Annotated in this window: 23 protein-coding genes; 12 read left to right on the top strand and 11 right to left on the bottom strand. The window is 56.3% G+C overall.

Going from position 1 to position 25,089, the window contains the following annotated elements; all coding sequences use genetic code 11:
* Window positions 1–59: 59 nt before the first annotated feature.
* A complete protein-coding gene (locus BXY66_RS13295; protein ID WP_207911332.1) occupies window positions 60–1,280 on the bottom strand; it encodes an ABC transporter substrate-binding protein in 1,221 nt (406 codons plus the stop codon).
* A gap of 175 nt (window positions 1,281–1,455) precedes the next feature.
* Here BXY66_RS13295 and BXY66_RS13290 point away from each other — a divergent pair, with 175 nt between their 5' ends.
* The 5 genes from BXY66_RS13290 (at window position 1,456) to BXY66_RS13270 (ending at window position 7,220) form a co-directional block, all read left to right on the top strand.
* A complete protein-coding gene (locus tag BXY66_RS13290) occupies window positions 1,456–2,496 on the top strand; it encodes a LacI family DNA-binding transcriptional regulator (protein WP_132860751.1) in 1,041 nt (346 codons plus the stop codon).
* A gap of 119 nt (window positions 2,497–2,615) precedes the next feature.
* Window positions 2,616–3,428 carry an ABC transporter substrate-binding protein gene (locus BXY66_RS13285; RefSeq protein ID WP_132860749.1) on the top strand — a complete coding sequence of 271 codons (813 nt, stop codon included), beginning with the start codon at window positions 2,616–2,618 and terminating at the stop codon, window positions 3,426–3,428.
* Between the two features lies 1 nt (window position 3,429).
* Window positions 3,430–4,266 carry an amino acid ABC transporter permease gene (locus tag BXY66_RS13280; protein WP_132860747.1) on the top strand — a complete coding sequence of 279 codons (837 nt, stop codon included), beginning with the start codon at window positions 3,430–3,432 and terminating at the stop codon, window positions 4,264–4,266.
* Entirely contained in the window at window positions 4,266–4,997 is a 732-nt protein-coding gene (locus BXY66_RS13275) for an amino acid ABC transporter ATP-binding protein (RefSeq protein ID WP_132860746.1), read from the top strand. Before BXY66_RS13280 ends, BXY66_RS13275 begins: the two co-directional genes overlap by 1 nt.
* Window positions 4,998–5,126: 129 nt before the next feature.
* Complete coding sequence (locus BXY66_RS13270) at window positions 5,127–7,220, top strand: molybdopterin oxidoreductase family protein (RefSeq protein WP_132860745.1); 2,094 nt, start codon at window positions 5,127–5,129, stop codon at window positions 7,218–7,220.
* Here BXY66_RS13270 and BXY66_RS13265 read toward each other — a convergent pair whose 3' ends face one another.
* Window positions 7,221–8,114, bottom strand: coding sequence for a YegS/Rv2252/BmrU family lipid kinase (locus BXY66_RS13265; protein ID WP_165929183.1), 894 nt, complete (start codon window positions 8,112–8,114; stop codon window positions 7,221–7,223).
* A gap of 155 nt (window positions 8,115–8,269) precedes the next feature.
* Between BXY66_RS13265 and pncA the strand changes: the two genes are divergently transcribed.
* From pncA to pncB, 3 genes are all read left to right on the top strand, one after another.
* The gene (gene pncA, locus BXY66_RS13260) at window positions 8,270–8,866 is read left to right on the top strand and encodes a bifunctional nicotinamidase/pyrazinamidase (RefSeq protein ID WP_132860742.1); all 597 of its coding nucleotides are present in this window, start codon (window positions 8,270–8,272) and stop codon (window positions 8,864–8,866) included.
* A gap of 69 nt (window positions 8,867–8,935) precedes the next feature.
* A complete protein-coding gene (locus BXY66_RS13255) occupies window positions 8,936–11,176 on the top strand; it encodes a hybrid sensor histidine kinase/response regulator (protein ID WP_132860741.1) in 2,241 nt (746 codons plus the stop codon).
* A 68-nt stretch (window positions 11,177–11,244) separates the two neighbouring features.
* On the top strand, window positions 11,245–12,537 hold the full coding sequence (gene pncB / locus BXY66_RS13250) for a nicotinate phosphoribosyltransferase (RefSeq protein WP_132860740.1): 1,293 nt from the start codon (window positions 11,245–11,247) through the stop codon (window positions 12,535–12,537).
* Here the strand turns inward: pncB and BXY66_RS13245 are convergent.
* Window positions 12,534–13,430 carry an alpha/beta hydrolase gene (locus BXY66_RS13245; RefSeq protein ID WP_132860738.1) on the bottom strand — a complete coding sequence of 299 codons (897 nt, stop codon included), beginning with the start codon at window positions 13,428–13,430 and terminating at the stop codon, window positions 12,534–12,536. The two genes, pncB and BXY66_RS13245, sit on opposite strands and share 4 nt — an antisense overlap.
* 119 nt (window positions 13,431–13,549) lie before the next feature.
* Between BXY66_RS13245 and BXY66_RS13240 the strand changes: the two genes are divergently transcribed.
* The gene (locus tag BXY66_RS13240) at window positions 13,550–13,993 is read left to right on the top strand and encodes a winged helix-turn-helix transcriptional regulator (protein ID WP_132860737.1); all 444 of its coding nucleotides are present in this window, start codon (window positions 13,550–13,552) and stop codon (window positions 13,991–13,993) included.
* Here BXY66_RS13240 and BXY66_RS13235 read toward each other — a convergent pair.
* Window positions 13,990–14,946 (bottom strand): phosphotransferase enzyme family protein, encoded by a 957-nt coding sequence (locus BXY66_RS13235; protein ID WP_165929182.1) that lies wholly within the window; start codon window positions 14,944–14,946, stop codon window positions 13,990–13,992. The two genes, BXY66_RS13240 and BXY66_RS13235, sit on opposite strands and share 4 nt — an antisense overlap.
* Window positions 14,943–16,208: an aspartate aminotransferase family protein gene (locus BXY66_RS13230; RefSeq protein ID WP_132860735.1), complete on the bottom strand. Its 1,266-nt coding sequence runs from the start codon at window positions 16,206–16,208 to the stop codon at window positions 14,943–14,945. Before BXY66_RS13230 ends, BXY66_RS13235 begins: the two co-directional genes overlap by 4 nt.
* Window positions 16,209–16,316: 108 nt before the next feature.
* On the opposite strand from BXY66_RS13230, the gene BXY66_RS13225 reads away from it, so the two are divergent.
* Entirely contained in the window at window positions 16,317–17,300 is a 984-nt protein-coding gene (locus tag BXY66_RS13225) for an ATP-grasp fold amidoligase family protein (RefSeq protein WP_132860734.1), read from the top strand.
* Here the strand turns inward: BXY66_RS13225 and arfB are convergent.
* The 6 genes from arfB to BXY66_RS13195 form a co-directional block, all read right to left on the bottom strand.
* Window positions 17,297–17,719 (bottom strand): alternative ribosome rescue aminoacyl-tRNA hydrolase ArfB, encoded by a 423-nt coding sequence (gene arfB / locus BXY66_RS13220; protein ID WP_132860732.1) that lies wholly within the window; start codon window positions 17,717–17,719, stop codon window positions 17,297–17,299. The two genes, BXY66_RS13225 and arfB, sit on opposite strands and share 4 nt — an antisense overlap.
* A 325-nt stretch (window positions 17,720–18,044) precedes the next feature.
* Complete coding sequence (locus BXY66_RS13215; RefSeq protein ID WP_132860730.1) at window positions 18,045–18,680, bottom strand: queuosine precursor transporter; 636 nt, start codon at window positions 18,678–18,680, stop codon at window positions 18,045–18,047.
* 99 nt (window positions 18,681–18,779) lie between these two features.
* Window positions 18,780–19,685, bottom strand: coding sequence for an esterase-like activity of phytase family protein (locus BXY66_RS13210; RefSeq protein ID WP_132860729.1), 906 nt, complete (start codon window positions 19,683–19,685; stop codon window positions 18,780–18,782).
* Window positions 19,658–20,464: a penicillin-insensitive murein endopeptidase gene (gene mepA / locus BXY66_RS13205; protein WP_425057072.1), complete on the bottom strand. Its 807-nt coding sequence runs from the start codon at window positions 20,462–20,464 to the stop codon at window positions 19,658–19,660. Before mepA ends, BXY66_RS13210 begins: the two co-directional genes overlap by 28 nt.
* Window positions 20,465–20,553: 89 nt before the next feature.
* Window positions 20,554–21,939: an MFS transporter gene (locus tag BXY66_RS13200; protein WP_132860727.1), complete on the bottom strand. Its 1,386-nt coding sequence runs from the start codon at window positions 21,937–21,939 to the stop codon at window positions 20,554–20,556.
* Window positions 21,940–21,995: 56 nt separating this feature from the next.
* Complete coding sequence (locus BXY66_RS13195; RefSeq protein WP_132860726.1) at window positions 21,996–22,532, bottom strand: acyl-CoA thioesterase; 537 nt, start codon at window positions 22,530–22,532, stop codon at window positions 21,996–21,998.
* Between the two features lie 140 nt (window positions 22,533–22,672).
* On the opposite strand from BXY66_RS13195, the gene BXY66_RS13190 reads away from it, so the two are divergent.
* Both BXY66_RS13190 and recQ read left to right on the top strand, forming a co-directional pair.
* Window positions 22,673–22,954: a YggT family protein gene (locus tag BXY66_RS13190; RefSeq protein ID WP_132860724.1), complete on the top strand. Its 282-nt coding sequence runs from the start codon at window positions 22,673–22,675 to the stop codon at window positions 22,952–22,954.
* A gap of 77 nt (window positions 22,955–23,031) precedes the next feature.
* Complete coding sequence (gene recQ / locus BXY66_RS13185; protein WP_132860722.1) at window positions 23,032–25,071, top strand: DNA helicase RecQ; 2,040 nt, start codon at window positions 23,032–23,034, stop codon at window positions 25,069–25,071.
* Window positions 25,072–25,089 lie beyond the last annotated feature (18 nt).

The raw sequence follows: 25,089 nt of genomic DNA, 5'->3' as shown, positions 1-25,089 counted from the left end.
TCAGGTAAGATGCGAAGAGAGCAGGGGCCGGCCTCAAGCCAGCCCCCGCGTCTTTGCGATTAGTCCGCGTCAGCGATGATCGAGGCGTATTTCGCCTGAGCATCAGCCGCCGAGTAGGACGGGTCGTTCCAGAACTCGACCATCAGGTCTTCGATCTGACCCGAGGTGTCCGCTGACAGAACCTGATCACCCGACAGCAGGATGTTGCCTGCCGCGAGGATTTCGAGACCCTTCTTCATACAATCGTTGGCAGCCGCCAGATCGATGTCACCACGAACCGGCAAGGAGCCCTTCTTCAGGTTGAAGTTGACCTGAACTTCCGGGCTCAACAGCAGAGCCGCCAGTTCTTTCTGGGCCTTCTCGATTTCAGGATCATCTTGTTTGGGGAAGTAGAACGCGTCACCGCCGGTGGAGATAACTTCGTTCACACCCAGACCTGGCAGACAGGTGTAGTCTTGACCTGCGACCTGGCCGGCCACCTGAAATTCACCCTGAGCCCAGTCACCCATGATCTGCGCGCCGGCTTGACCGGTAATGACAAGGTTTGTCGCCTGGTTCCAGTCCTGAACGTTGGAGTTGGCTGCCATAGCGCGTGCCGCTGCCGCCGCTTCGAACACCTTGGCCATTTCCGGACCACCAGCTGCTTCGGCGTCTTTCTGAACGTTGATCTTGTTCCAGAGCTCGACGCCGCCAACTGCGACGTTGATCACGCCAAATGCGCCGGAAGACTGCCATGCCTGTTGGCCCATCGCCAGCGGGATTTTACCAGCCGCTTCCAATGCTGCGGCAGAGGCAACATACTCGTCCCAGTTGGACGGAACCGGCACGCCAGCGTCTTCATAGGCTTTGTGGCTGAGCCAGATCCACTGCCAGCTGTGAATGTTCACAGGCGCGCAATATACTTTGCCATCGACAGTACAGCTGTCCAACAGCGATGTCGGGTTCACGATGTCCTTCCAGCCTTCTGCTTCGGCAACATCGGTCAGGTCCAGCAAGAGACCTGCTTCAATCAGCTCCTCCGCCTGACGGCCATGGTTCAGCTGCGTGGCATGCATCGGGTCACCACCGATGATCCGGCTGATGATGATCGGACGCGCGGTGCCGCCCGAACCGGCGATTGCGCCGTCAATCCATGTGTGGCCGGTCGCGTCAAACGCTTTGGCGAATTCTGCAACAGCCGCGGCCTCGCCGCCCGAAGTCCACCAGTGGGTGACTTCCAGTTCCGCCGCAGAAACGGCGCCAGCCGCGCAAAACGCGATGCCAGCGGTGGTAGCTTTCATGAAATTCATTTCTTCCTCCCTAATGGGCCTGATTGCCCTTGTAATCGATTACATGTTCTCCCAAACTGTCTTTCCGCCCCGCTTCCCCCTCCTCTTGGGGTCGCGCACGAGAATGCAGCAATGTTGTAATCGATTACAAAATGGTAGCCTGCTCTTAATTTGAGTCAAGAATTAAATGGTGCAAAAAACAAAAACCCCTCGATCCGCACCCAAAGTAGTCGACGTGGCCCGCCTCGCCGGAGTCTCGACCGCCACCGTAAGTCGCGTTCTGAACAATCCGGACAAAGTGTCAAAAGACACGCGTGAGGCCGTTCTCGCGGCGGTAAGTGAAACCGGATATCGCGTGAATCGTGCTGCGCGAAATCTGCGGACAAACAGCAGCCGTTCCATTTTGGCTCTTGTTCCGAACTTATCTAACCCGTTCTTTTCCAACATTTTGTCCGGTCTCGAGCGGGCCCTGAACGCCGAAGACTACAACCTGTTGGTCACTGACAGCGGCGACGCGCCGCTTTCTGTCGACCAAATGGACAGGTTGATCGCGGCCGGTCAGGCAGACGGCGTGATTGTCCTCGACGGGAGCATCTCGCAATCCGACTTTGCGCAGGTGCAGAATAACAATCCGTCCTGCCCGATGGTTTTTGCCTGTGAATGGGTCAACGACGTCGATTGTCCCTCAGTCCGGGCTGACAACATGGGCGGCATGGCGAATCTTGTCGATCATCTCTGGGAAAACGGTCATCGGCGATTCGGTCACGTGATGGGGCCGGCTTCCAATGTTCTTTCCACTGTGCGCCGCGAAGGCTTCGTGTCCCGCGTTCGCGCCCTTGGCGGCGAAATCCGTGATGACTGGATTGTGCCCGGTGACTTTTCCATTGATGCGGGGCGCGTCGCTGCGGCTGCCATATTGGCAATGACAGACGCGCCAACAGCGTGGATATGCGCCTCTGACCAGATCGCATTTGGCCTGATCTCTGCCTTGAACCGCGCAGGGGTGCGTGTGCCGGAAGATGTTTCCGTTGCCGGATTTGACAACATCGAGATGACCGAGGTTTTCAATCCGCCCCTCACCACAATTCACCAGCCTCGCAACAAGATGGGTCATCAGGCCGCAATGTCCATTCTTGGCCTTATCCGCGGGCAGGAGAACAGCGCGCGCATCCATATCCTTCCGGTGCATCTGGTTTCACGCAAGAGCACCGGTCCTGCCCCGCGGTGACAAACTGCGCATCGGCCAAAAAACCTGACCAAACCGTCAGGAAAATGCGCAGGGGTTCTGGACAATGCCTGCCGCCCCTTTCTAGGGTTGCTCACGCCACTTTGAGAGAGGGGACTTCCATGACCAAGCTATTCACCACTGCCGCCGTACTGGCGCTTTCTGCTTCTACCGCTTTTGCTGCAGGTCACTGCGCCGATGGCAAAACTCTGACCGAGGGCACGCTGACGATCGCCACCGGCAATCCTGCATACTACCCGTGGGTCATGGATGATGCGCCCGAAAGCGGCAATGGCTTTGAGGCCGCTGTGGCCTATGCCGTCGCAGAAGAAATGGGCTTTGCAGCAGATGCCGTAACCTGGGTTCGGTCTTCCTTCGACGAGGCCATCCAGCCAGGCCCCAAGAATTTCGACTTCAACCTGCAGCAGTTCTCCATCACGGAAGAACGCGAGAAAGTCGTCGATTTCTCGGTGCCTTACTATGCCGCCCCAATGGCGGTTCTCGCTTCGGGTAACGTCAAGGACACGCCTGCGGAAACCGAAGCCCTCAAAGGTCTTCTCTGGGGCGCCATGGGCGGCACAACTGCGGTTCCGATGCTGATGGACGCCATCGGGCCGAACAAGGACCCGCTGCTCTACGGTGACAATGCCGATGTGACCGCCGCGATGCAGGCCAATCAGATCGACGCCGCGCTTTTTGATCTGCCGACCGCGCTTTATTTGTCCGCCGTTGTTGTGGAAGGCTCCGCCGTTATCGGCCAGTTCCCCGCTGATCGCAGCGAAAACCCCGATCAGTTTGGCATGCTCCTGGAGGAAGGGAACGCGCTAAAGGCGTGTGTAGACGAAGCGATCATGTCGCTCAAAGGGTCCGGCAAGCTCGACGCAATCGAAGCTGAGTGGCTGCAGCAGACCACTGGTGTCCCGCTGATCAAGTAACATGACCGACCAGAAACAGGCGGCGGGCAAGACCCGTCGCCAACTCTACGAAGACCGGCTCCGCCGTCGCTCGATGATCATCGCCGCAAGCTCAACGCTCGCGGTGTTTCTTGCCGTGATCATCCTTGTGCCGATGGCGCCGGGTTGGGAAAAGGTCAAAGCCAGCTTTTTCAACTGGGAGGTCTTTGCCAAAACCTTCCCCAAGCTGCTCGCCGCTTTCAAGTTGGATGTGCTGATCTTCTTATGGTCGGCACCAGCCATCGTAATTCTCGGTCTCCTGATCGCGCTTGCACGAGACGTCCGAAACCCGGCGCTGTTCCCGCTGCGAATTCTTGGCGCCGCCTACACGGATATCTTCCGCGGTGTGCCGGTCGTGCTGACCGTTTACCTGATCGGGTTCGGTGTTCCGGGTCTCGGGCTGCCACGCCCGTGGAACTCGCCTTATATCTGGGGCTCACTCGCCCTCATCCTGACCTATGCAGCTTATGTCGCTGAAATATTTCGCTCCGGCATCGAAAGCGTGCACGCCTCCCAGCGTTCTGCGGCCCAGTCGCTTGGTTTGTCCGACGCGGACAGCATGCGCTTTGTGATCTTGCCGCAGGCCATCCGACGCGTCGTTCCTGCCCAGATGAACATGTTCATTGCCCTGCAGAAAGACGTTGCATTACTCAGCTTCATCGGCCCCGTGGAAATCTTCCGTCAGGCCGGCGTGTTCAAATCACTTCTGGCCAATTTCACGCCATATGTCGGCGCTGCCGTGATCTTTCTCGCTGTGACAATTCCGGCAACACGTTACGCTGATTACCTCATGGCCAAACAGAACCGCGAGCGCAGCTGATGCCCAAGCTTTCCCTGAAAAACGTGGTCAAACGCTTCGGAGACAAAACTGTCTGCAACGGTATTTCGCTCGACGTTGAGGAAGGCCAGATGGTCTGTCTGATCGGCGCGTCCGGTGGCGGAAAATCCACGCTCCTGCGCTGCATCAACCTTTTGGAAAACATCGAGGACGGTGAGATCTTTCTGGACGAGGAAGACATCTCCATTCCCGGACTTGATCCGCAACCTGTGCGCCGCCGCATCGGCATGGTGTTCCAGTCCTTCAACCTCTTCCCGCACATGACGGCAGCTGAAAACGTGATGCTCGCACCGCGCCGCGTCTACAAACGCAGCCGCGACGACCTGCGCCCGGAAGTAACCGATCTCTTTGCGCGCTTCGGCCTGGCCGAACACATGAACCACTATCCCGATCAGCTTTCCGGCGGACAGCAACAGCGCGTCGCCATCGTCCGCGCGCTCGCCATGAAGCCCGAGGTCATGCTGTTTGACGAAATCACGTCGGCGCTTGATCCTCAATTGGTGGGCGAAGTGCTCGACGTATTGCGTCTGCTCAAGGAGAGCGGGATGACCATGGTGTTGGCGACCCATGAAATGGGGTTCGCCCGCGAGGCCGCGGACAAGGTCTGCTTTCTCAAGGATGGCAAAATCATCGAGGAAGGTCCGGCCAAGGCGCTCTTTGACACGCCGCAACAGCCTGAAACTCAAGCTTTCCTCGCGCGCGCGCTCAAGTAACCGATCAGAAGTGACGCAGTGTCGCCAAACCAAGGCATCGCGTGTTTTTTCGCCACGCGATGCGATCCTCGCTTAAACTTGCCTTAATTTCAGCCAACGGAATGGGGCGAAAGCCAGAGGAGGCCACCCGTGAGCAACGCACAAATACACCACCGCACCTGCAACATTTGCGAGGCCATGTGCGGCCTGATCATCACCCACGATGACAAAGATGTCCTGTCGATCAAAGCGGACCCTGCCGATCCGCTTTCGCGGGGCCACATCTGCCCCAAAGCGACCGCGCTTCAGGATTTCCGCACAGACCCGGACCGCATCACCACGCCACTGAAAAAGGTGGATGGAGAGTTTGTGCCGATCAGCTGGGACGAGGCATATGAGTTTGCGGTGGAACGCTTGCAATTGGTTCAGGAAGCACACGGCAAGGACGCGGTTGGCGTCTATCTGGGCAATCCCAACGCGCATAAATTCGGAAACCTTTTGAACCTGCCGGCTCTGGTGCGTGCGCTGGGCACCCAGAACCGCTATTCCTCTGCGACGGCTGACCAGATTCCGCACCACGTCGCGTCTATCCACATGCTCGGCCATCCTATGCTGATCCCCGTCCCTGACGTGGCTCGCACCGATTTTCTCATGATTGTCGGCGGCAACCCAGTGGTTTCCAACGGTTCGATGATGACGGCCCCCGGATTTGGCAAACGGATGGACGAGCTGAAAGCCCGCGGCGGCCGCATCATCGTGATCGATCCACGTCGCACTGAGACTGCAGCGAAGGCCACGGAACATCACTTTATCAAGCCGGAGACAGACGCTTACCTCCTAATGGCGATGATCCACGAGATTCTTGCCGCCGATCTGGTGAACCTCGACACCCTCACTTCTGTGGTAACTGGTCTGGAGACCCTCCGCGATGCGGTTGTTCCGTTCACCGCGGACAAAGCCGCCGACATGACCGGCATTCCTGCCGAAACCATTCAGGCTTTGGCCCATGATTTTGCGACGTCGAATACGGCGGCGGTCTATTCACGCATGGGCGCCAGCACACAGGCGTTTGGGTCGCTTTGCCAGTGGGCCACCAATGTGCTCAACATCCTTACGGGCAATTTCGATGCCGAAGGTGGAGCGATGTTCACCACCCCGGCGTTGGACTACGTCGGTATGACGTCTCGCAAAGGCAAGAACCGCACCTATCCCGAAAAACGGTCCCGCGTGTCCGGTCAACCGCTGTACAACGGAGAATTTCCGATCTCCGTTATGGCGGAGGAAATGGAAACTCCGGGCGAAGGTCAGATCCGCGCCATGGTCACGGTCGCAGGCAACCCCGTTCTGACAGCGCCAAACGGCCAGCGGATCGACCGTGCGATGGAAAAGCTCGACTTCATGATGTCCATCGACATTCACATCAACGACACCACGAGACATGCTGACCTCATCCTGCCTGCCACTGTGGCGCTCGAGGAAGTTGTGTACGATATGGTCTTCCACAGCTTTGCTGTGCACAACACAGCAGCCTATGCGCGGCCGATCTTTGATACACCCAACGGCAACCCTCAGGAGTGGGAAGTCATTGCAACGCTCGCGGCAAAACTCACGGGCGCCAACAAGATCGGGCCATCTCCCGAGCAGGTGCTGACGATGCTTCTTCCTCAAGGCCACCATGCCGACACGGTGACCGTAGATGGCATGTTGACTGCGGGAGGCTCTGTCGATCTTGGACCGCTGGTACCTAACCTCGTGGATCGTCTGGAGACACCGGATGGCAAGCTGCATCTCGCACCGCAGGTCTTTCTTGATGATCTCCCGCGCCTGCAGGACTTTGAGGCACCAACCTCTGATGATTTCCCGATGATGATGATCGGCCGCCGTCAGGTGCGCAGCCACAACAGCTGGACACAAAACAGCCCGCGTCTTGTGAAAGGTCGCAACCGCTGTACCGTGCAAATCCATCCAACGGACGCGGCCCGCCTCGGTCTATCAGATGAGTCCGACGTTGTGGTTCAAAGCCGTGTGGGCGAAGTGACAATGCCTGCAGAAGTGACTGAGGACATGGCCCCGGGCGTGGTTTCGATCCCGCAGGGTTGGGGCCAGCGGCATGGAAACATCAATGCAGCGACCAAAACACAGACGGTTTCGATCAACGATCTGACCGACGATACGCGCATTGATCCCGTCAGCGGGAACGCAGCCTTTAACGGGGTGCCGGTGGCTGTAAGGCTCGCAGGCTGATCAAGACTTGCCCGGCGGCACAAGGCGCAGCGCGCCGGGCATGATGTCCACCTCGAACCGCGAACCTACCATGGGCTCGCCGTCCAGATTGATGTGATAGGGGGTATCGGTTTCTATAACCGCCTTCTCAAACTGCGCGCGGAACATAAAGGCTTCGGCCGGATCGTCCCGTTCAAAGATTGCCCGCAAATCCGGACGTCCTTCGACCAGGCCAGGTGCTGCCAGCATCGCAAAATCCAGTTTGCCGTCCGACACGTCTGCCAATGGGGTCACATCAAACCCACCGCCCGCGAACCGGCTGTTGCCGATCGCCATGATCGTCAGGTCAACCTCGCGGGTTTCTCCCTTATCTAGAGTGACTCGGGCTTTGGTCGGGGCCAGCTCGTTCAGTCGCGCGATGCCAGCAAGCGTATAGGCCATTCCGCCCAACCGCCTTTTGATCTCGACGTCTGTAGTGGCCGTGATCATCGCGCCATATCCGCCGCTGGCAACGTTCACAAAGACCTCTCCATTGACCCGCCCGAGGTCGATTGCTTTGCTTTCGCCGGTTGCCGCTCGTCTTAACGAAGCTTCCGGATCGGCACCGTCATCACCAAAGGCCCGCGCAAAGTCATTTGCTGTGCCCAGAGGCACGAGGCCCATATCGACCGTTTCTCCCAATTCGAGCCGCAGGATGGCGTTGGCCACGGCGTTCACTGTGCCGTCGCCGCCAGCTCCGATGACCCGGGTTGTCCCTTTCCTCACCGCTTGTCGGATCAGCTTTCGGGTTTGCTTGCCAGACCAAGGTACCCACACATCAATGTCGAGCTCGTTTTGAAGCTTTTTAACGATAGTACGGATGTCCGAGCGGACAGCCGATTTCCGGTTCAGCAGAAGAAGAGACTTGGCGCACATGAAAAAATCCGGTGTTTTGCTTCTGAAAATCTCCCACAGAATGCATGTGCAGGCCTTACCGACGCAATACCGACGTTTTGCAGACGTGTTGCAGAGGCGCATTTACGCCCCATTTCCGCGCTGGTATGCGTGTCGCAAATCCACTGGAGGCTTCCATGTCCAACGCTTTGATTGTCATTGATGTACAAAACGATTTCTGCCCTGGCGGCGCGCTTGCCGTCCCCGAAGGCGACCTGATTGTTCCCGGCATCAATGCATTGATGTCAGACTTCGACGTTGTGGTTCTCACTCAAGATTGGCACCCCGAGGACCACTCCTCATTTGCATCCAGTCACGACGGCAAAGCTCCCTACGACATGGTTGATATGCCCTACGGTCCACAAGTTCTATGGCCTGATCACTGTGTGCAAGGCAGCGACGGTGGCGCCTTCCACAAGGGCCTGAACGTCACACGCCCGGATCTTGTGATCCGCAAGGGTATGAACCCTGCCATCGACAGCTATTCCGCGTTCTTTGAAAACGACCAGACCACTCCGACAGGGCTTGAAGGCTACCTGCGCACCAGGGGCGTGACAGCAATGACAATGGTGGGCTTGGCGACAGATTTTTGTGTGAATTTCTCGGCAGTTGACGCTTCAAAACTGGGCTTCGATGTCACCGTAAACCAGAGCCTTTGCCGGGCAATAGATCTGGATGGTTCGCTCGCTGCTGCACGCAGCGGCATGCAAGTCGCAGGCGTAACCCTGATCTAGTTTGCACTAGCGCTTTATTAAGCAATTCTTGGCATTGAGCGGGAAACTCTATTCGGAGATTCCCTGAAGATGGCAGACGCCATTCAAGAACTTGAACAGGCGCTAGAAGACTTTGACGCCCGCAACTCTCCTTTGGGAAAGCTGAAGCGCTATCGCGACGAACGCCTGTCACGGTTTTACGGCCGCCTCGCGCTCGTGATGACGGGCGTGGTTGCGGTCGGTATTCTGATCAGCCTTGAGGTCGCGGTTGGCGCATTGGGGATCTACCTGATCGGAGAGGCCATAGACTCGGCCATCTTGCTGCGCATTCCAAAATGGCTCGACCGTGGCATGCCGGTTTTGACCGCCCGGCGATGGACGTTCGTCGGCTCGCTCGTCCAAACATCCGCACTGTGCATCTTCATCTTCATTGCGTGGTTTTTCGTTCCACGTGAGTCTGCGATTATCCTTTGTTTATCGCTGCTTGGCGGAAGTGGCGTCAACGCGCTGACGGCGATGCCGCTCAACCGCAAGATCGGAATCATGCGCCTGAGTCTGTTTGCGGGATTGATTGTCAGCCTGGCGATTGTCGACACGTTCCGTTTTGATACGTTCCCCGTTTACCTCTTTTTCAACCTCTTCGGCGCGGCCATGCTGATCTATCTGATCATACCGTTCGTGACCCATGCGACCCGCGAACGAGGCAAGGAAAACTCGGCTCAACGCCGTCTGCTGGCTCAAGGCCTAGCTTTGGCCAAAGCCAATTCCTCTCTTTACGCCAAGCAACAGGAAACCCGCCGGCTGGCGCTTGTGGCACAGCGGGCGTCGGATGCAATTTGTCTTGTGGATCCAAAGGGTAAGGTCGTTTGGGCCAACGAGGGATTCGTGCAACTCACCGGCTACGAATTGAAGGAAATCCTTGGCCACGAATCCAGCGATTTCTTCAACTCTCCGGGAGAGGAGAACGAGGCCAGTCAAGTGATCAAGGATGGTCTGCGTGACGGAGCTTCCGGCAAGATCGTCAACATGTTCCACGACCGAGGCGGAGAGGAAAGATGGCTTGAAACCAGCTTCGGTCCGGTTTTCGATGAAGAAGGCCAACTGGAGTTGATGTTTATCATCGACCGCGACATTACCGACATCAAAACCCGTGAGATTGAACTGGAAGAGGCGCGCATCGCAGCCGAGAAAGGCGAACACGCCAAGTCATCTTTCCTTGCGACTATGAGCCACGAAATTCGAACGCCAATGAACGGTATCATTGGCATGTCCGAGTTGTTGTCGAAATCCGATTTGTCGAAATCGGACCGCCTCTACGTGGATACCATACACAGTTCCGGCGAAGCGCTTTTGACCATCATTAACGACATCCTCGATTTCTCGAAGTTGAATGATGGGCATTTGACGATCAAGCCGACCACCTTTGCGTTGAAGCCCTGCCTGAACGAAGTGATGAACTTACTTCGCCCGCAGGCAAAAGCAAAAGGCCTCGATCTTTGGATGGATTGCACGCCTGAGCTTCCGTCAATGGTGATCGGCGATGACGGGCGTCTACGCCAGATCCTGATCAACGTGATCGGCAACGCAATCAAGTTCACTGACAACGGACACGTCGGTTTGAAGGTGTCCGCGACCATGAAATCTGGCGTCGCGAAGCTTGTGTTCAATATCGAAGACAGTGGGATAGGCATTCCGGAAGACCAGTTGGACCGCATTTTTGAGCGCTTCGCACAAGCGGACGCTGCAAGCACCCGTCGATTTGGCGGAACTGGTCTGGGCTTACCAATTTCACGCAGCCTTGCACGGCTGATGAATGGTGACATCACGGCTGAAAATTTGCCAAACAAAGGAGCGCGTTTCCGCTTTACGGCTGATTTTGGCATCGCCAAGCAGGTGGCCAGCGAAGAAAAAACAGTCGAGAAGCTGGATGGCACTCTGCTCGTTGGCGCAAAGGTCCTTCTGGCCGAAGACAACCGCACAAATCGTCTGGTGATCGAAAAATTCCTGCAAGGCACACAAGTCGACCTGTCTATGGCCGTAAACGGGCAGGAGGCGGTGGACGCGGCCATCCAAAGCATGCCTGACATTATTCTCATGGATATGTCGATGCCCATCATGGACGGGCTGGAAGCCACCCGCCGCATCCGTGATCTGGGCGGGGTGCAACCGGTCATTATCGCGCTCACAGCGAATGCTTACGCTTCGGATAAGGAAGCCTGTTTACAGGCCGGCATGGACAGTTTTCTCAGTAAGCCGGTTCGCAGAGGACAACTGATCCACGAGCTGACCCGAGCCAAAGCTCATGCAGGGGCTCACTTGAAAGCGTCCTGAAAGGGGTTGGAGCCTTTGGCATAAGTGGCTATCAACGTCCAAACGTTGATAAATGGACCTTTTTCGACATGTCCGACATCGCCACGCGCGTCTGGAACCACAAGTGGAAGATCGACCCGATCGTCCGCTCACTGATCGACAACGATTTCTATAAACTTCTGATGTGCCAGTCGATTTTCCGCAATCGCCCTGATGCACACGTGACATTCAGCCTGATCAACCGTTCCAGGAACATTCGTCTTGCAGACTTGATCGACGAGGGCGAACTGCGAGAGCAGCTGGATCACATCAAGTCCCTGTCGCTGACACGTGGGGAGAGCACTTTCCTGCGCGGCAACACCTTCTACGGAAAGCGCCAGATGTTCCGCTCCGACTTTATGGAGTGGTTCGAAAACATGCGCCTGCCGGACTACCATTTGGAGAAGCGGGACGGCCAATACGAACTGACCTTCGAAGGCAAGTGGCACGAAGTAATGCTGTGGGAGATTCCGGCGCTGGCAGTCCTGATGGAGCTGCGTGGCCGGGCTGTGCTACACGACATGCGGAAATTCGAGCTTCAAGTACTCTATGCCCGCGCCATGACCAAACTTTGGGAAAAGATCGGTCAGTTGAATGAGTTGCCTCATCTGCGCATTGCGGATTTCGGTACGCGCCGCCGCCACTCCTATTTGTGGCAGGACTGGTGTGTGCAAGCCATGGTCGAAGGTCTGGGCGACAAGTTTGTCGGTACCTCTAATTGCCTAATCGCCATGAAGCGTGATCTCGAAGCTATCGGTACCAACGCGCACGAACTGCCTATGGTCTTCTCCGCGCTTGCCGGAAACGACGATGAGCTTCTTCAAGCGCCTTACAAGGTTTTGGCTGATTGGCATGAAGAGCACGAGGGCAACCTTCGCATAATCCTGCCTGATACTTATGGCACCAAGGGATTCTTGGATCGTGCACCGGATTGGCTCGCTGGCTGGACTGGTATCCGCATCGACAGCGGCGACCCTGCTGGCGGCGCCGAAACCGCGATACAATGGTGGAAAGACCGGGGCGAGGACCCGACGAAGAAACTCATCATTTTCTCTGACGGGCTGGACACCGACAAGATCGTCGAACTGCACAACCAGTTTGCCGGTCGTGCTCGAATTTCCTTTGGTTGGGGCACCTTGCTGACCAATGACTTCCGTGGCCTGACGCCTGACGACGGTCTCGCACCGTTCTCCATGGTTTGCAAAGCCGTAAGCGCCAACGGCAATCCAACGGTCAAACTGTCAGACAACCCGAATAAGGCCATGGGACCCGCCGCCGAGATCGAGCGCTACAAGCGTGTTTTCGGCGTTGGGCAGCAAGAAAAAATGGACGTGATTGTCTAGACGTCGACCTTGTCCACGAAGTCTGTCACGGCCGAGATCACATGCGGATCGGCGAGGATCCGGCTGTGCCCCAGTCCTTCCGTTTCCATCAGCGAAGCGGCCTTCCATCCTTTCGCGGTTGCGCGCCCGTCATCCACCGGGACTTTTTTGTCGTGGGCATCATGTATGACCAGCCCGGGCAAACTCAGTGACGCGGTATTCAAAGCAGTTCGGTACGTGTCAAACGGCGCTCCGTAGCGTTCCTCGATCCAAGCCTGCGCCCGTCCGATGACCTTGTCTGATGCCCCCAACGCCATCCCGAGTTTTTTCAGAAACGAACCTGGGTATCCCGGCGCAGAGATCAAAACCGCGCGTTTGGCATCAAGCCCGTCAACGAGACATGTGGCGATAGCCGCCGCCCCCATTGAATGCCCGATCACGGCATGGAGCGGACCTGTCCTTGCGGCGATACTGTGTATGGCTTCAACGAACTCCGGCAGGGCTGTGTGCGTACCTGCAGAGATCCCATGTGCAGGGCCGTCAAAAGTCACAACCCTATAACCAGCTGACACCAGCGGCGCGACAAATCCCGCCATTTGGGCTGCGCGCCCACCAAATCCGTGCACCAGCATAACCGGAGGTCCTTCACCCCATACATAGGCCGCCAGCGTCTTATTCTGGCCAAAGCGCATTTCCAAATGGCGTGCGCCCTTGTCCCAGCCGCGCTCATAGGCCTTGAGAGGCCGTTTGCTCCGCTGAGTGAATGTGCGGGCTAGGAGAGCCGCCGCGGCATCTGGTGAGATAATGCTCAGAGCCACTAAGCGGACTTTCAATGCGGCAAGTCCCAGAGAAATACCCTGACGCTTTTTCAGTTTAGTGCGCGTGTTGGTGCGGGCTGGGCTGACATAGGCCATGACGAACTCCGGATACCTCGATGTGCGTTCCAAAAAAGAATGCACTATACTGAGTTCCGAATCGGAACTTAGTCAAGTTCTAATTTGGAACTTAATGCCGGAGATGCTAAGACGTGGCTATGAAGTGGAATGAACTCTCAGACGAAGCCTGCCCCGTCGCGCGTGCCATGTCGGTCGTAGGCGATCGCTGGACCTTGCTGATTTTGCGCGATTGCCTTTTTGGAATTCGCAAGTTTGACGACATCCAGCGCCGTTTAGGTATCACACGACATGTTTTGGCCGAACGCCTGAAAAAGCTGGAGACAGCAGGCCTTTTGGAGCGTCGTCCGTATCAGGAGCGACCTGTGCGGCACGAATATGTGCCCACCCGCGCTGCCAAGGATTTCATTCCGGTGATGCAAACTATGATCGCATGGGCAGACGCACATCTGACAACGGACAAAGCACCGCCATACCGGATATTGAACCGGGAAACCCGCGACCCTATCGCCCCGAAAGTGATTGATGCCAACACAGGCACCGAAATCACGTCTTCATCAATTTGGGTCGAATCCAACGACTAAGCCAGCCAGCGGCGTGTTATGGCCAAAGCCCTCTCGGCATATTGCCGCACAGCTGGATGATCATCGTCATAGCGTCCAATGACCCAGCCACAGGATGACAAACCGCGCATCAGCATAAAGGCGTCAAGAAGCTTCGGGGCGTTGTCTGGCAAGGCTCGCTCGGCACCGTAGCCGTACAACAATGCGCGACCCAAGGCAGCGCAATTAGGCTGATCCCAATTTTGTGCCATGGCGACGCCAAGTTCGTACATCCGAAAACCGAATGCGCCATCGTCAAAATCGATAAGCCTTATAGACCCGCCTTGTACCAGGATGTTTTCCCGAAGTGCATCCCCGTGGATCAAACCCCAATCACCACCTTTGGCGTGGGCTTCTATGACGCCTCGAACCTGCGCTCTGGCTTCAAGCAACAAGGCAGCTTCGTCTGCCGACAGGCTAGGATTCTCCCAAAACCGACCCCAGCTCGGTTGTTCGCCTAAAAGCGCATCGATATCCATCGCTTCTCGCGTGAACCCTGCAGGCATTTCCATCGCATCGCTGACAGTGTGCAGCCTCGCCAACTCCCTCCCGAGGGCTTCGTGCAAAAGTTCTTGCTGACCTGCGTTCATCGCGAGGGGAATATCACCTTCTCCCAATGGCTCGCCTTCCAGCCACGTCAAAAGGGACGCGACGCGAGGACCGGAGGTGGCCAGTACATCACCATTTAGCGTCCGGATTGACTGCGGAACGTGCATACCTCCCGCAACAAGCGCCTCGGACCACCACAGTTCGGACCGGATTGCATCATTGCTCTGATACCCCGGACGATGCAGCCGCAAAGCGGCCTTTTCTCCATTCGGGCCACAGGCTTGAAAAACGATGTTTTCCCGGTTCTTGATCAGGCGCGGTTTGGCTGTGACACCCCACGCCAATAATGCGTCTTGCGCCGCCGCATATGCCTCCTGATCGTTCACGCAACCACCTCCAGAGCCGCGTCCAGCGTGTCTGCGAGTTGATCCGCATTGGCGTGACTGAAGACGCAAGGCGGCCTTACCTTTAGGGTGTTGTCATGTCGCCCCACGGAATGCAGAAGAACGCCGCGATCACGCATTTCGTCGACCATCAGCGCGCAAAGCTCAGTTGCCGGCTTTCCGTCCCGCCAAAGTTCCGCGCCAAAGAAGAGACCCGATCCGCGTACATCCGCAATGACATCATGGCGTTTGGCGACTTCGGTCAAAAGGCCCAGTGCATAGGCGCCAACATCGGCCGCATTTGCCACCAAGTCTTCTTCTTCGATCACGTTCAAAACGGCCATGGCAGCCGCAGCGCTCACAGGGTTTCCGCCGAAAGTATTGAAATATTTGAACTGTTCCTGAAAGCAAGTCAGCACATCATGGCGTGTCACGACTGCCGCGACCGGATGCCCGTTGCCCATCGGTTTGCCAAGTGTGACGATGTCCGGAGCAAACCCGAGCTTTTCATGCCCCCACCAATGGCTTCCGATACGACCAAAACCCGGCTGTACCTCGTCCGCGATAATAAGTCCGCCCGCCTTCCGAACGGCAGAGATCGCGCGATCCATAAAGCCGCGCTCCAGCGTGGGGAAACCTTCGTTCGCAAAGTAGGGGCACACGATAAGAGCCGATACGCCATGGCCGGAGGCTTCAAGCTCGGCTATGGCGTTTTCGACGCCTGCTGCAAAAGCTTCAGCCTGTTCCGCACGTGTGCCACCGACCGGCGCCAAGTTGTCTGGAGCAGGTACCTGCCGGATGTGATCCAGGTAGCCGCCAATTGGCACCTTTGATGAATTCAGCTGGCTCACGGCGGTCGTGTTTCCGTGATACGTATTGTCTGTCCCGATGATGCCTGTTTTGCCGTTCATCGCCTGTGCCATGCGTAGGGCAACGTCATTGGCCTCAGACCCTGAACAAACCATCACCATGCTCTCAAGGTCATGTGCGAACTTCGCTACAAGAGCCTCGCCATAGTCCAGTATCAGGTCGTGAACATACCGCGTATGGGTGTTGAGTTCCGAAGCCTGCTTGGAAATGGCTTCCACGACGCGCGGATGACAATGTCCAACATGTGGTACGTTGTTATAGCAATCCAGATATTGCCGGCCATTGGTGTCCCAAAGCCAGACACCCTTCCCCCGAGCCACGCGTACTGGCTCCCGATAAAACGTTGTCATATGCGGACCCAAGAGACGCGCACGGCGTTCCAGAATTTCGCTCATCGGTCACTCCCCTCAAAAGACCGTATCAGCCAGCGGCCATGAAATAGGCTTGCTCAGCCGACCGCAAGGTGTTCCCATTCCCGAAATCGTGGACGAGCAGAACACCCCATGGCCAAGGAAACGGATACGCGTATCACGGCGCGGCGTATAGCCCGCGAAACCGTGAAATCCATTTTTGAACAGAACCTTTTCGGCGCAGCGAACCCAGCACCCCGAGGAACCCTGCGTGGCATTGATGTTCTGGGCACCCCCACAGTCACTCAAAAAATTTCTCGCGCCTTGCAAGTATTTGCCGCCGCACGCAACGAAGTGCCCGATCTGACCAACCCAAGTACATTTTTTGAAAAGCTCACGGTCAGCAAGTTTTTTGCTCCGGTGCCAATGCCATCGCCCGCCGATAAGCTGGCCACTGGCAGATTCATTCCCGAAACCGCGGCACGGCACATCCGGCCTGTACCGGGATTGTGGTCGGGGCAGTCGCCAATTACGCCTGAGGTATTGCTACAGGCCGACCTGAAACCGGGGCGGTATTTTGCCAAGTCGAACTGCGGTTCATACACAAACATGCAGTTTACATTGCCCACGACACGGGAAGTGCTTGAAGAACTGGAAAAGCGGTCGACCCAATGGTTGAGCCATGAACATGGTGTGCGGGCTGGCGTATGGTGGTACGGGCTGATCCGGCCCCAAAATCTGATTGAGGCCGACCTGTCGCCCAGCGTGAACAGCGATCTGCCTGACTGGAAGCTTTACTGCGGCGGCGGTCGTGTACTTGCGGTGCAACTTGATCTGGATCGACACACAAACCATCGGCAATTGATCTTTGACCGCGATTTCAATTTTGTGCCCGAAGTGATGTTTTTTCCGACCGGAACACCAGTGCGCAGACCGAGCGGATACCGGACAATCGTGAAAGTAGTGGAAGACGTCGCCAAGCCTTTTGAGTTTGCTCGCATCGACCTCTACCTCAAACCAGGCGTACTCTACCTTGGGGAAATCACTCTGGCCCCCTTCGGCGGGCAACGGGTTCCACAATCGGAAAAACTGGACCGGATGATGGGCGACGCTTGGCGAAGCGATTTTTTCGCTTAGTCTTCGCGGTTCACTTTGCCACGCATGGCCTTGACCTCGCCCCGTTCCTTCTTTGCCTTTAGCCTGCGTTGTTGGCTTCCGTAAGTTGGTTTTGTCTTTATTCGACGCTTCGGTGCGACCATGGCTTTTCGGATCAATTCAGCCAATCGATCTCTGGCAATGTCACGGTTCCGGGACTGGCTACGGGTCTCGTCACACTGGATGACAATCGCGCCGTCCTTGGTCCAGCGCCGTCCGGCCAGACGCTTGAGCCTTGCCTTGACCTGCGGCGGAAGGGACGGCGAACGCTCGGCTTCAAAGCGCAGTTCGACGGCGGTCGCGACCTTGTTCACATTCTGACCACCAGGCCCGCTGGCGCGCACAAACTGCTCCGTCAACTCCCAGTCCTGAAGAGTGATATTTTCGGCGACAACCAACATGGTTTCGTAAGTTTCCGTACCTGTTTTTTGGTGCCGACACTTTGCCGACGTAATACCGACGTTTTGCAGACAACGCGTTTTACGCCGTCTCCGCAATCGAAAAGGGCTGTCTCCCGCGTTGGAGACAGCCCTTCGAGATGATTGGAGGTGCGTCGGTTAGGATCACACCAATTCGGACCTTATGTCAGCCAAGGGCTGCCTCAGCTGCACTCCTTCCAAACTGTTCCGACCTCGTTCTCCATAGCTTCTCTAGACAATGGGCACCTCCTTTCAATTGTTTCGCGTACCTACAGCCTGCCACAGGCTGTGGATAAGTCAAACAAAATCATGTGGTGCGTGCAGTGAGATTCCCCACGATGATGCGGAATGGCACAAGAGCAAGCAAAGCAAGGCTCAATTTGACCATCCAGTCTGCGACCGCGAGGCTGACCCACAGAGGCACCATAGGACCAACGCCCAGCAGAGGCAGAACCTCACCGGCCCAGCTCACATCGTTGACCGGCTCGATAAAGGTGAGTGCGCCGCTGAAAGCAACGGTGAAGAAAATCGCGGTATCTACAGTGGAGCCGATCAGGGTCGAGGCCAACGGCGCCCGCCACCACGCGCCTTCGCGCAGCCGATCAAAGATCGCCACATCAAGCAGTTGCGCGGTCAGGAACGCCAAACCGGAGCCAATCGCGATGCGCAAAGTGACGGCCGGATAGGTGAATCCATCGCCTTGCAGCATGATTTTTGTGCCGATGAAGGAACAGATAACGCCGACGATGAAACCGGCAAACACCACGCGGCGCGCGGCGTCTTTGCCATAAACGCGGTTCATCACGTCGGTCACAAGGAAGGCAAGCGGATAGGTGAAAGCACCCCATGTCAGCCAGTTTCCAAACAGGAACTGCACAAGGATGTTGGAGGCCACAACAATGGCGGCCATGGCAAAAATGCCGGGAAGATGGATCGTTTTCATGTCTGTATGCCCGTTTTGACAAGGTAGCGGCGACTTGGCCCCGCGCTCGTCGCGGGACGGACGGCGTTTAAACCCAAGCTTTGAAGGGATCAAGACATTTTAGGGAAGAACGTATTCCACCAGTTCGGTCTTTTGCAGAAAACGGAAATTGTCGTCTGAAATCATCGTCAGCCGGATTGCTCCGTTTTCATCTTGCCAAACGGACAGTCCTTCAAGGTTGTCGTGTCCGGCTACGCCTCTGGAAAATAGTAATTTTTCATCAACTGCGGTGTCGCCGGTTACAAGAAAGCTTCTCACGCGCGTGCGAAAACCGAAACCGTTGAATCCCCGCTCCAGAACGTAAAAGCGCCCGTCAGGTCCGAAATCTGCGCCCACAGGCTGAAACTGTTTATCCCGCGTCAAGGTAAATGCGTGGGACCATTCTTGATCCCTGAGAGAAAAAACCTGAATGGAGTTGTCCGCCCGAATGGCTACTTCCGGCATTGCATGCAAGACACCTGCATCATCAACAGCCAAGGCCTCAAACCCGCCATTGAGCGGCATTTTGTCGAGGTCTTTGTTCCAAGGCATCTTTTGTGGCAGGGCTCCCGGTTTTTCAAAGCGCTCCACACGGTGTTCGGCTTCGAAGGCCACAACAAACGACCCGTCGTTTAGTCTCGCCAGCCCCTCACTGTCGCGCCATCCTGTGTGCCTTGCAAACTTGCCTGAAGATCGCAGAACTCGGCTCATTTGCACATTTTTGATCCCTGCGATCTCTCCGTCTTCGCGCACAAGATCAGCCTCAACCCAGTAGCCACGATCCGACAATGCAACCATCTGCAGCCCGTCGTCACTCAGGTCGATCGCTGAAAAGCCGCCGAACCAGGTATTGGTCAATTGCCATCGGAAGGATGACACATGTCGCGCCTTACCCTCATTGCCGCCGGCATGAACCCACGACAGGCCTACAAGACCAAGAACCAGACAGTGCGAAATTGTCAGGGGGATTGCAAAACGTCGACGCATTGGCCGGGGAGATCCAACATTGTGAGTTCGCGGCGTGGTTTAGGCTTGGGCGCGTTCGGGTCCGGCGGCGGAGGGAACAGAATATTTTGCACCCACTGCTGCGCATCGTCACAGCCGTCTCCGGCCGGGGGCGGATCCTGATTCACGCACCCCTGCGCGCCCTTGGGACAATTCAGGCGAACGTGGAAGTGGTAGTGATGACCCCACCATGGCCGGATTTTCCGTAGCCACTTGCGGTCCCCCTTCTCGTCCTTGCACATTTGCACCTTTGCGCCAGGAAAAACAAAAATCCTGGCAACACGTGGATCACTTGCTGCGGCCTTGAGTACTTCGTGGTGTTGTTGCGTCCAACTGGAGTTCACAAACGCACCGCGCTCACGTCGCATCGAAATCGACGAAATGTTTTCGCGTTCAGTAACACTGAGGTTCAGCCTTTTCGGGGGAAGCATCCAGATATCGACATCAAGTCCCAACTGGTGACTTCGGTGACCCGTTAACATGGGGCCCCCACGAGGTTGGCTGATGTCACCGACATACAGCCCTTCCCAGCCAGGCTGTTGGGCGGCTTTAGCGGATAGGGTTTTTATATAATCGACTACTTCCGGATGACCCCAATTGCGATTGCGTGAAAGGCGCATTGCCTGCCAGGTTGGACCGGTTTCAGCCAGTTGAACACCACCTGCGACGCAGCCCTTGGAATAGCTTCCGAATGGTGCTGGCGACTGCGCGCTGGCTTGGGGTTTGGCGCCAAACAGTTGCTTTGCTTCGACGCCCTGCATTTCAACAGGCACCGCCTGTCTTGTGGAAACCGTTGGAGTCGTTGTGTTGTCAGACCGACAGGCCGCAAGACCCATCAGCAAAACAAGTATCAGGCTGCGCTTTCCCATGTTTCGCTGTCTCCCGCTGCGTTGACCCAGCGTAGCAGGATCAACCCAAGCAGGAAAAGACCGATTACCGGCGAAACGCCCAATCTCGCGGATTCGGTCATGGTTGTCGCCACTCCGATAAGGATCGGAGCAATAAACGCCGTTGCCCGACCTGACAGTCCATAGAGACCGAAGCTCTCTGCAGGTGACTTTGGATCAGTATGCCGCACCATGAGAGAACGACTGGAAGCCTGCAATGTGCCTCCCATTCCGCCGATCAGCGCGCCGGCTGCCATCATCAGAACATCTGGAAGCGACGACCCTTCAGGAAGGGCGAAGCCGAAAATAGCCTCGCGGGACATGTTGATCATCGTGAAGCAAATGACGATCAGTACCCAAATTGCACCGACTACTACAGGCTTGGGGCCAACGCGGCGGTCAAGTTTACCACCCAGCCAACTGAACAGGGCGGCAGAAGCAGCACCAATGATGCCGAAAATACCAACCTGCGGAACCGTCCAGTCCAGAACATTAAAGGCATAGATGCCGCCAAACGCGTAGATGCCATTTAGGGCGTCTCTGTAGAACATAGATGAAATCAACAGGTTAAGCAGGCTCCGCCGGTGCTTCAGATGCTTGATGGAGGTCATAAGGGATCCCATCGCATCGCGGACAGTGCCACGCACTTTGCTGACAACTGGCTCATGAACCCAACGGAAATAAGGCACCATAAAGACCGCGAACCAAAGTGCTGTGATTGGGCCAACTGACCGCGTTCCTTCGGACATTTCGGGATTCAATAGCCCAAGTCCGGGTGCCAGGCCTGCGATCGTGCGCCCTCCGCCTTGCTCGGCAAAGAAAATCAGAACGATAATCAGTGCGATCAATCCGCCGAAGTAACCAAATGCAAACCCACTGCCAGAAATCTCTCCGACTTCTTCTTCGGTTCCGAGGTCAGGAAGTTGAGAGTTCACGAAGATCAGAGCATATTCCGCGCCGATGAACCCGAATGCAAAGAAGGCCAGCATCCAGTACATATTAGAGCCTGCAGGATCGGTGAACCAAAGAGCGGCAGCACCAACAAAATACATGACGGAAAAGAAGGCGATGTAGGTGCGTCTGCGTCCCGAGGTGTCCGCAAGCGCACCCATTAGTGGTGCGCCAAACCCGATGATCAGGCCAGCGATCCCCATATTCCAGGCCCAAAGAGATTGCGCGCTGGCTTTTGCCGCGTCCTCCTCCAGACCCGTTCCCATGAAGTAGTTTGTCGCCACAACCGCAAAGAACGGCCCGAAGATAAAAGTCACCAGAAGCGTGTGATAAGGCTGACTGGCCCAATCAAAAAAGAACCAACCCCAGATGCGCTTGCGCGCGGAAACCTCAGTCATACCCATCCCCAGTATGTTTTTCCTTACTTAGACCGTCTGGATTGCGGAATAGCAAGTTAATCCTTTTGTGGAGGCCAGGGGCGCGTGGCGTCAGCGGCAATCCAGTTTCGGACCCATGCTGGTGCCTCGGGTGTCGCTTCTTGTCGCTCCATGGCGGCCATCACAGTTGATGGCGAGACGATGCCGTCCTTTCCTGTGATCGCTGCTCTGTATAGCGCCTGATTGGCGCATTCACCGTTTTGCTTCCACATGGATTGCTCGAGATAGACAAATTTGTCGTCCCAATAAACCGCACGGCTATACATGGTGATTTTTTCAAACGTCCGGATGCGCCGGCGATACCGCACAGAAGCTCCCGCCATTGTCATACCCCAACGGTTTTTGCGCAGAGTGTCTATCAATCCGTTTCGCCGCGCCAATGGAATGCGGCCTAAGTCGAACAGCGTCAGCGTGCGCCCGTTGTTGAGTTCCAGCCAGAGGTCGATGTCACTTGGCCAACACCGATGCTCAGACACATGCGTGCCTGTTAATGGTAGTGGCGCAGAGTTGCGGTATTTAACCAGTTCCTTGACCATGCGCATGATCGGGTACATCGATACACGTCCTTTGCAGAATAGAGGCCGTCGCCTTCAACGCCTGTTGTAGGGAGTCGTCAACCGTGTTCTTCGCTTGGCCTTGTGATTTAAGGGTTTGGTGCTTAATTGTTGGCCGAAACGAACAAAAAGGCCATGACATGCCCCCAATCGCGACCCTACTGGATCTTATCCTCAGCGTGCTGTTCTTCTTTATGATCGTGCACATTATCATGAGCTGGTTGATCAATTTCCAGGTGCTGAATATGGGACAGCCTATAGTCGCCCAGATCTGGTATGGCATGAACCGCCTTTTGAATCCGATCTATGACCCAATTCGACGTGTCCTTCCGGACACGCGGCCTCTTGATCTGGCGCCGTTGGTCGTTTTTATCGGCGTCATTTGGGTACGCAGTTCGATCATTCCGCTCATTCCTGTCTGATCTTGACCTCTTGCCCCTGACCTGTGGCTGTGGGACAGTCGCAAAAAGAGCAGACTGCCCCAAGAAACAGGTCCCCTATGCCAGCCGCTGCCACGGTTCTGAGCGATGTATTCGGCTTCGAAAACTTCCGCCCTGGGCAGGAAGAGATTGTTGCCGCGGTCACGCGAGGTGAGAATGTTCTCGCGATCATGCCCACTGGCGGTGGGAAATCCCTGTGTTTCCAACTTCCTGCCCTCCTGCGTGAGGGTGTGACGGTAGTTATTTCCCCCCTTATTGCACTGATGCGAGATCAAGTGCGGGCGTTGCGAGAAAGCGGTGTCGAAGCGGGGGCGCTAACTTCTGGAAACACGGACGAGGAAACCGCGCAGGTTTGGGATGCATTAAGCAGCGGGCGTTTGAAATTGCTCTACATCGCGCCCGAACGTCTTGGCTCGCATGCTGCGCTGGGAATGCTGCGCGACATCAACGTGTCCTTGATTGCCGTTGATGAGGCCCACTGTGTGAGCCAGTGGGGTCATGACTTTCGCCCAGACTACTTGCGTATCGGGGAGCTGCAACGCGCTCTTGATGTGCCGGTAGCGGCATTTACCGCGACAGCGGATGCTGAAACCCGCGCAGAAATCGTTGAGCGGCTATTTGGCGGATTACCGCCCCAGACTTTCCTACATGGATTTGATCGACCCAACATCCATCTTGCCTTCGCGGCCAAAGACAACCCGCGCCGGCAGATCCTGCAGTTTGCTGCGGCAAGAAAAGGCCAGTCAGGGATTGTTTATTGCGGGACACGTGCAAAAACTGAAACCTTGGCAAAGGCGCTCCGCGACGAGGGACACGCATCTTTGCATTATCACGGCGGGATGGAGGCAGACGAACGTCGCGAAACTGAGGCGCGATTTCAGCGCGAGGACGGGTTGGTCGTGGTTGCAACCGTCGCGTTCGGCATGGGGGTGGACAAACCTGACATCCGCTGGGTGGCCCATGCGGATTTGCCGAAGTCGATCGAAGCTTATTATCAGGAAATCGGGCGATCTGGTCGGGACGGAGGACCCGCAGAGACGCTGACGCTTTTTGGTCCCGATGACATAAGGCTTCGCCGGTCACAGATCGACGAAGGTTTAGCGCCACCGGAGCGCAGAGCGGCTGATCACGCGCGCCTCAATGCACTGTTGGGATTGGCCGAAGCGCTGGAGTGCCGTCGTTCGAACCTTTTGGCATATTTTGGCGAAACCGAAGTTACCTGTGGGAAATGCGATTTATGCGACACTCCAGCGGAAGTTTTTGATGGTACGGAAGCCGTTCGCAAAGCGCTCTCTGCCATATTGCGAACAGACGAATGGTTCGGCTCTGGGCACCTGATCGACATTTTACTGGGCAATGAAACCGACCGAATTCGGGAACGCGGACACGACACTTTGCCGACGTTTGGTGTGGGAAGGGAATTCAGCAAGCGGCAGTGGCAGGCTGTATTCCGCCAAATGATGGGGCATGATCTTGTCCGGCCGAATCCGGAACGCCATGGGGCATTGACGATGACGGATAACGCATTGCCGGTTTTGAAAGGCGAACAATCGGTCAGCTTGCGTCGTGATACGATAAAATCCGCTGAACGCCGCCCTTCGGTGAAGACCCTTGTGAACGAAGAAAACGCGCCGTTGATGTCGGCATTGAAAGCAAAGAGGAGGGCGTTGGCGGAAATGGCCAAAGTGCCTGCCTACATTATTTTCAACGACAAAACGTTGGCGGAGATGGCTGAAACGCGACCAGCCAATTTGGACGAAATGGCGCGGGTAGGCGGTGTGGGCGCCAAAAAATTGGCGACATACGGTGACGCGTTCCTCGAGGTGATCAATGGTGCTGTCGAGGAAATGCACCCAAGCCGCCGCAAGATCGCAGGGCGACAAGATGCAACGCTTTATGATCAGTTGCTGGAGGCGCAATCGCAATTGATGCGTGGTCCCGAAGGCATCGACAAACCGATGAGTTGTTCTGCGTCCCTTTTGGCAAAAGTGGCCAGCTCCCGCCCTAGGGACGTAAACGACATGGTACGAATTCTGGGCGATCGTCGAACCGAGCGTTTCGGCGAAGCGTTTCTCGATGTGCTGCGCGCAGAAGATTGAACGACAATAGGAAGGAGC

It is taken from the genome of Shimia isoporae (assembly GCF_004346865.1).
In the GTDB taxonomy this organism is placed as follows: Bacteria; Pseudomonadota; Alphaproteobacteria; order Rhodobacterales; family Rhodobacteraceae; genus Shimia; species Shimia isoporae.
This window is presented reverse-complemented; position numbering and strand designations above follow the sequence as displayed.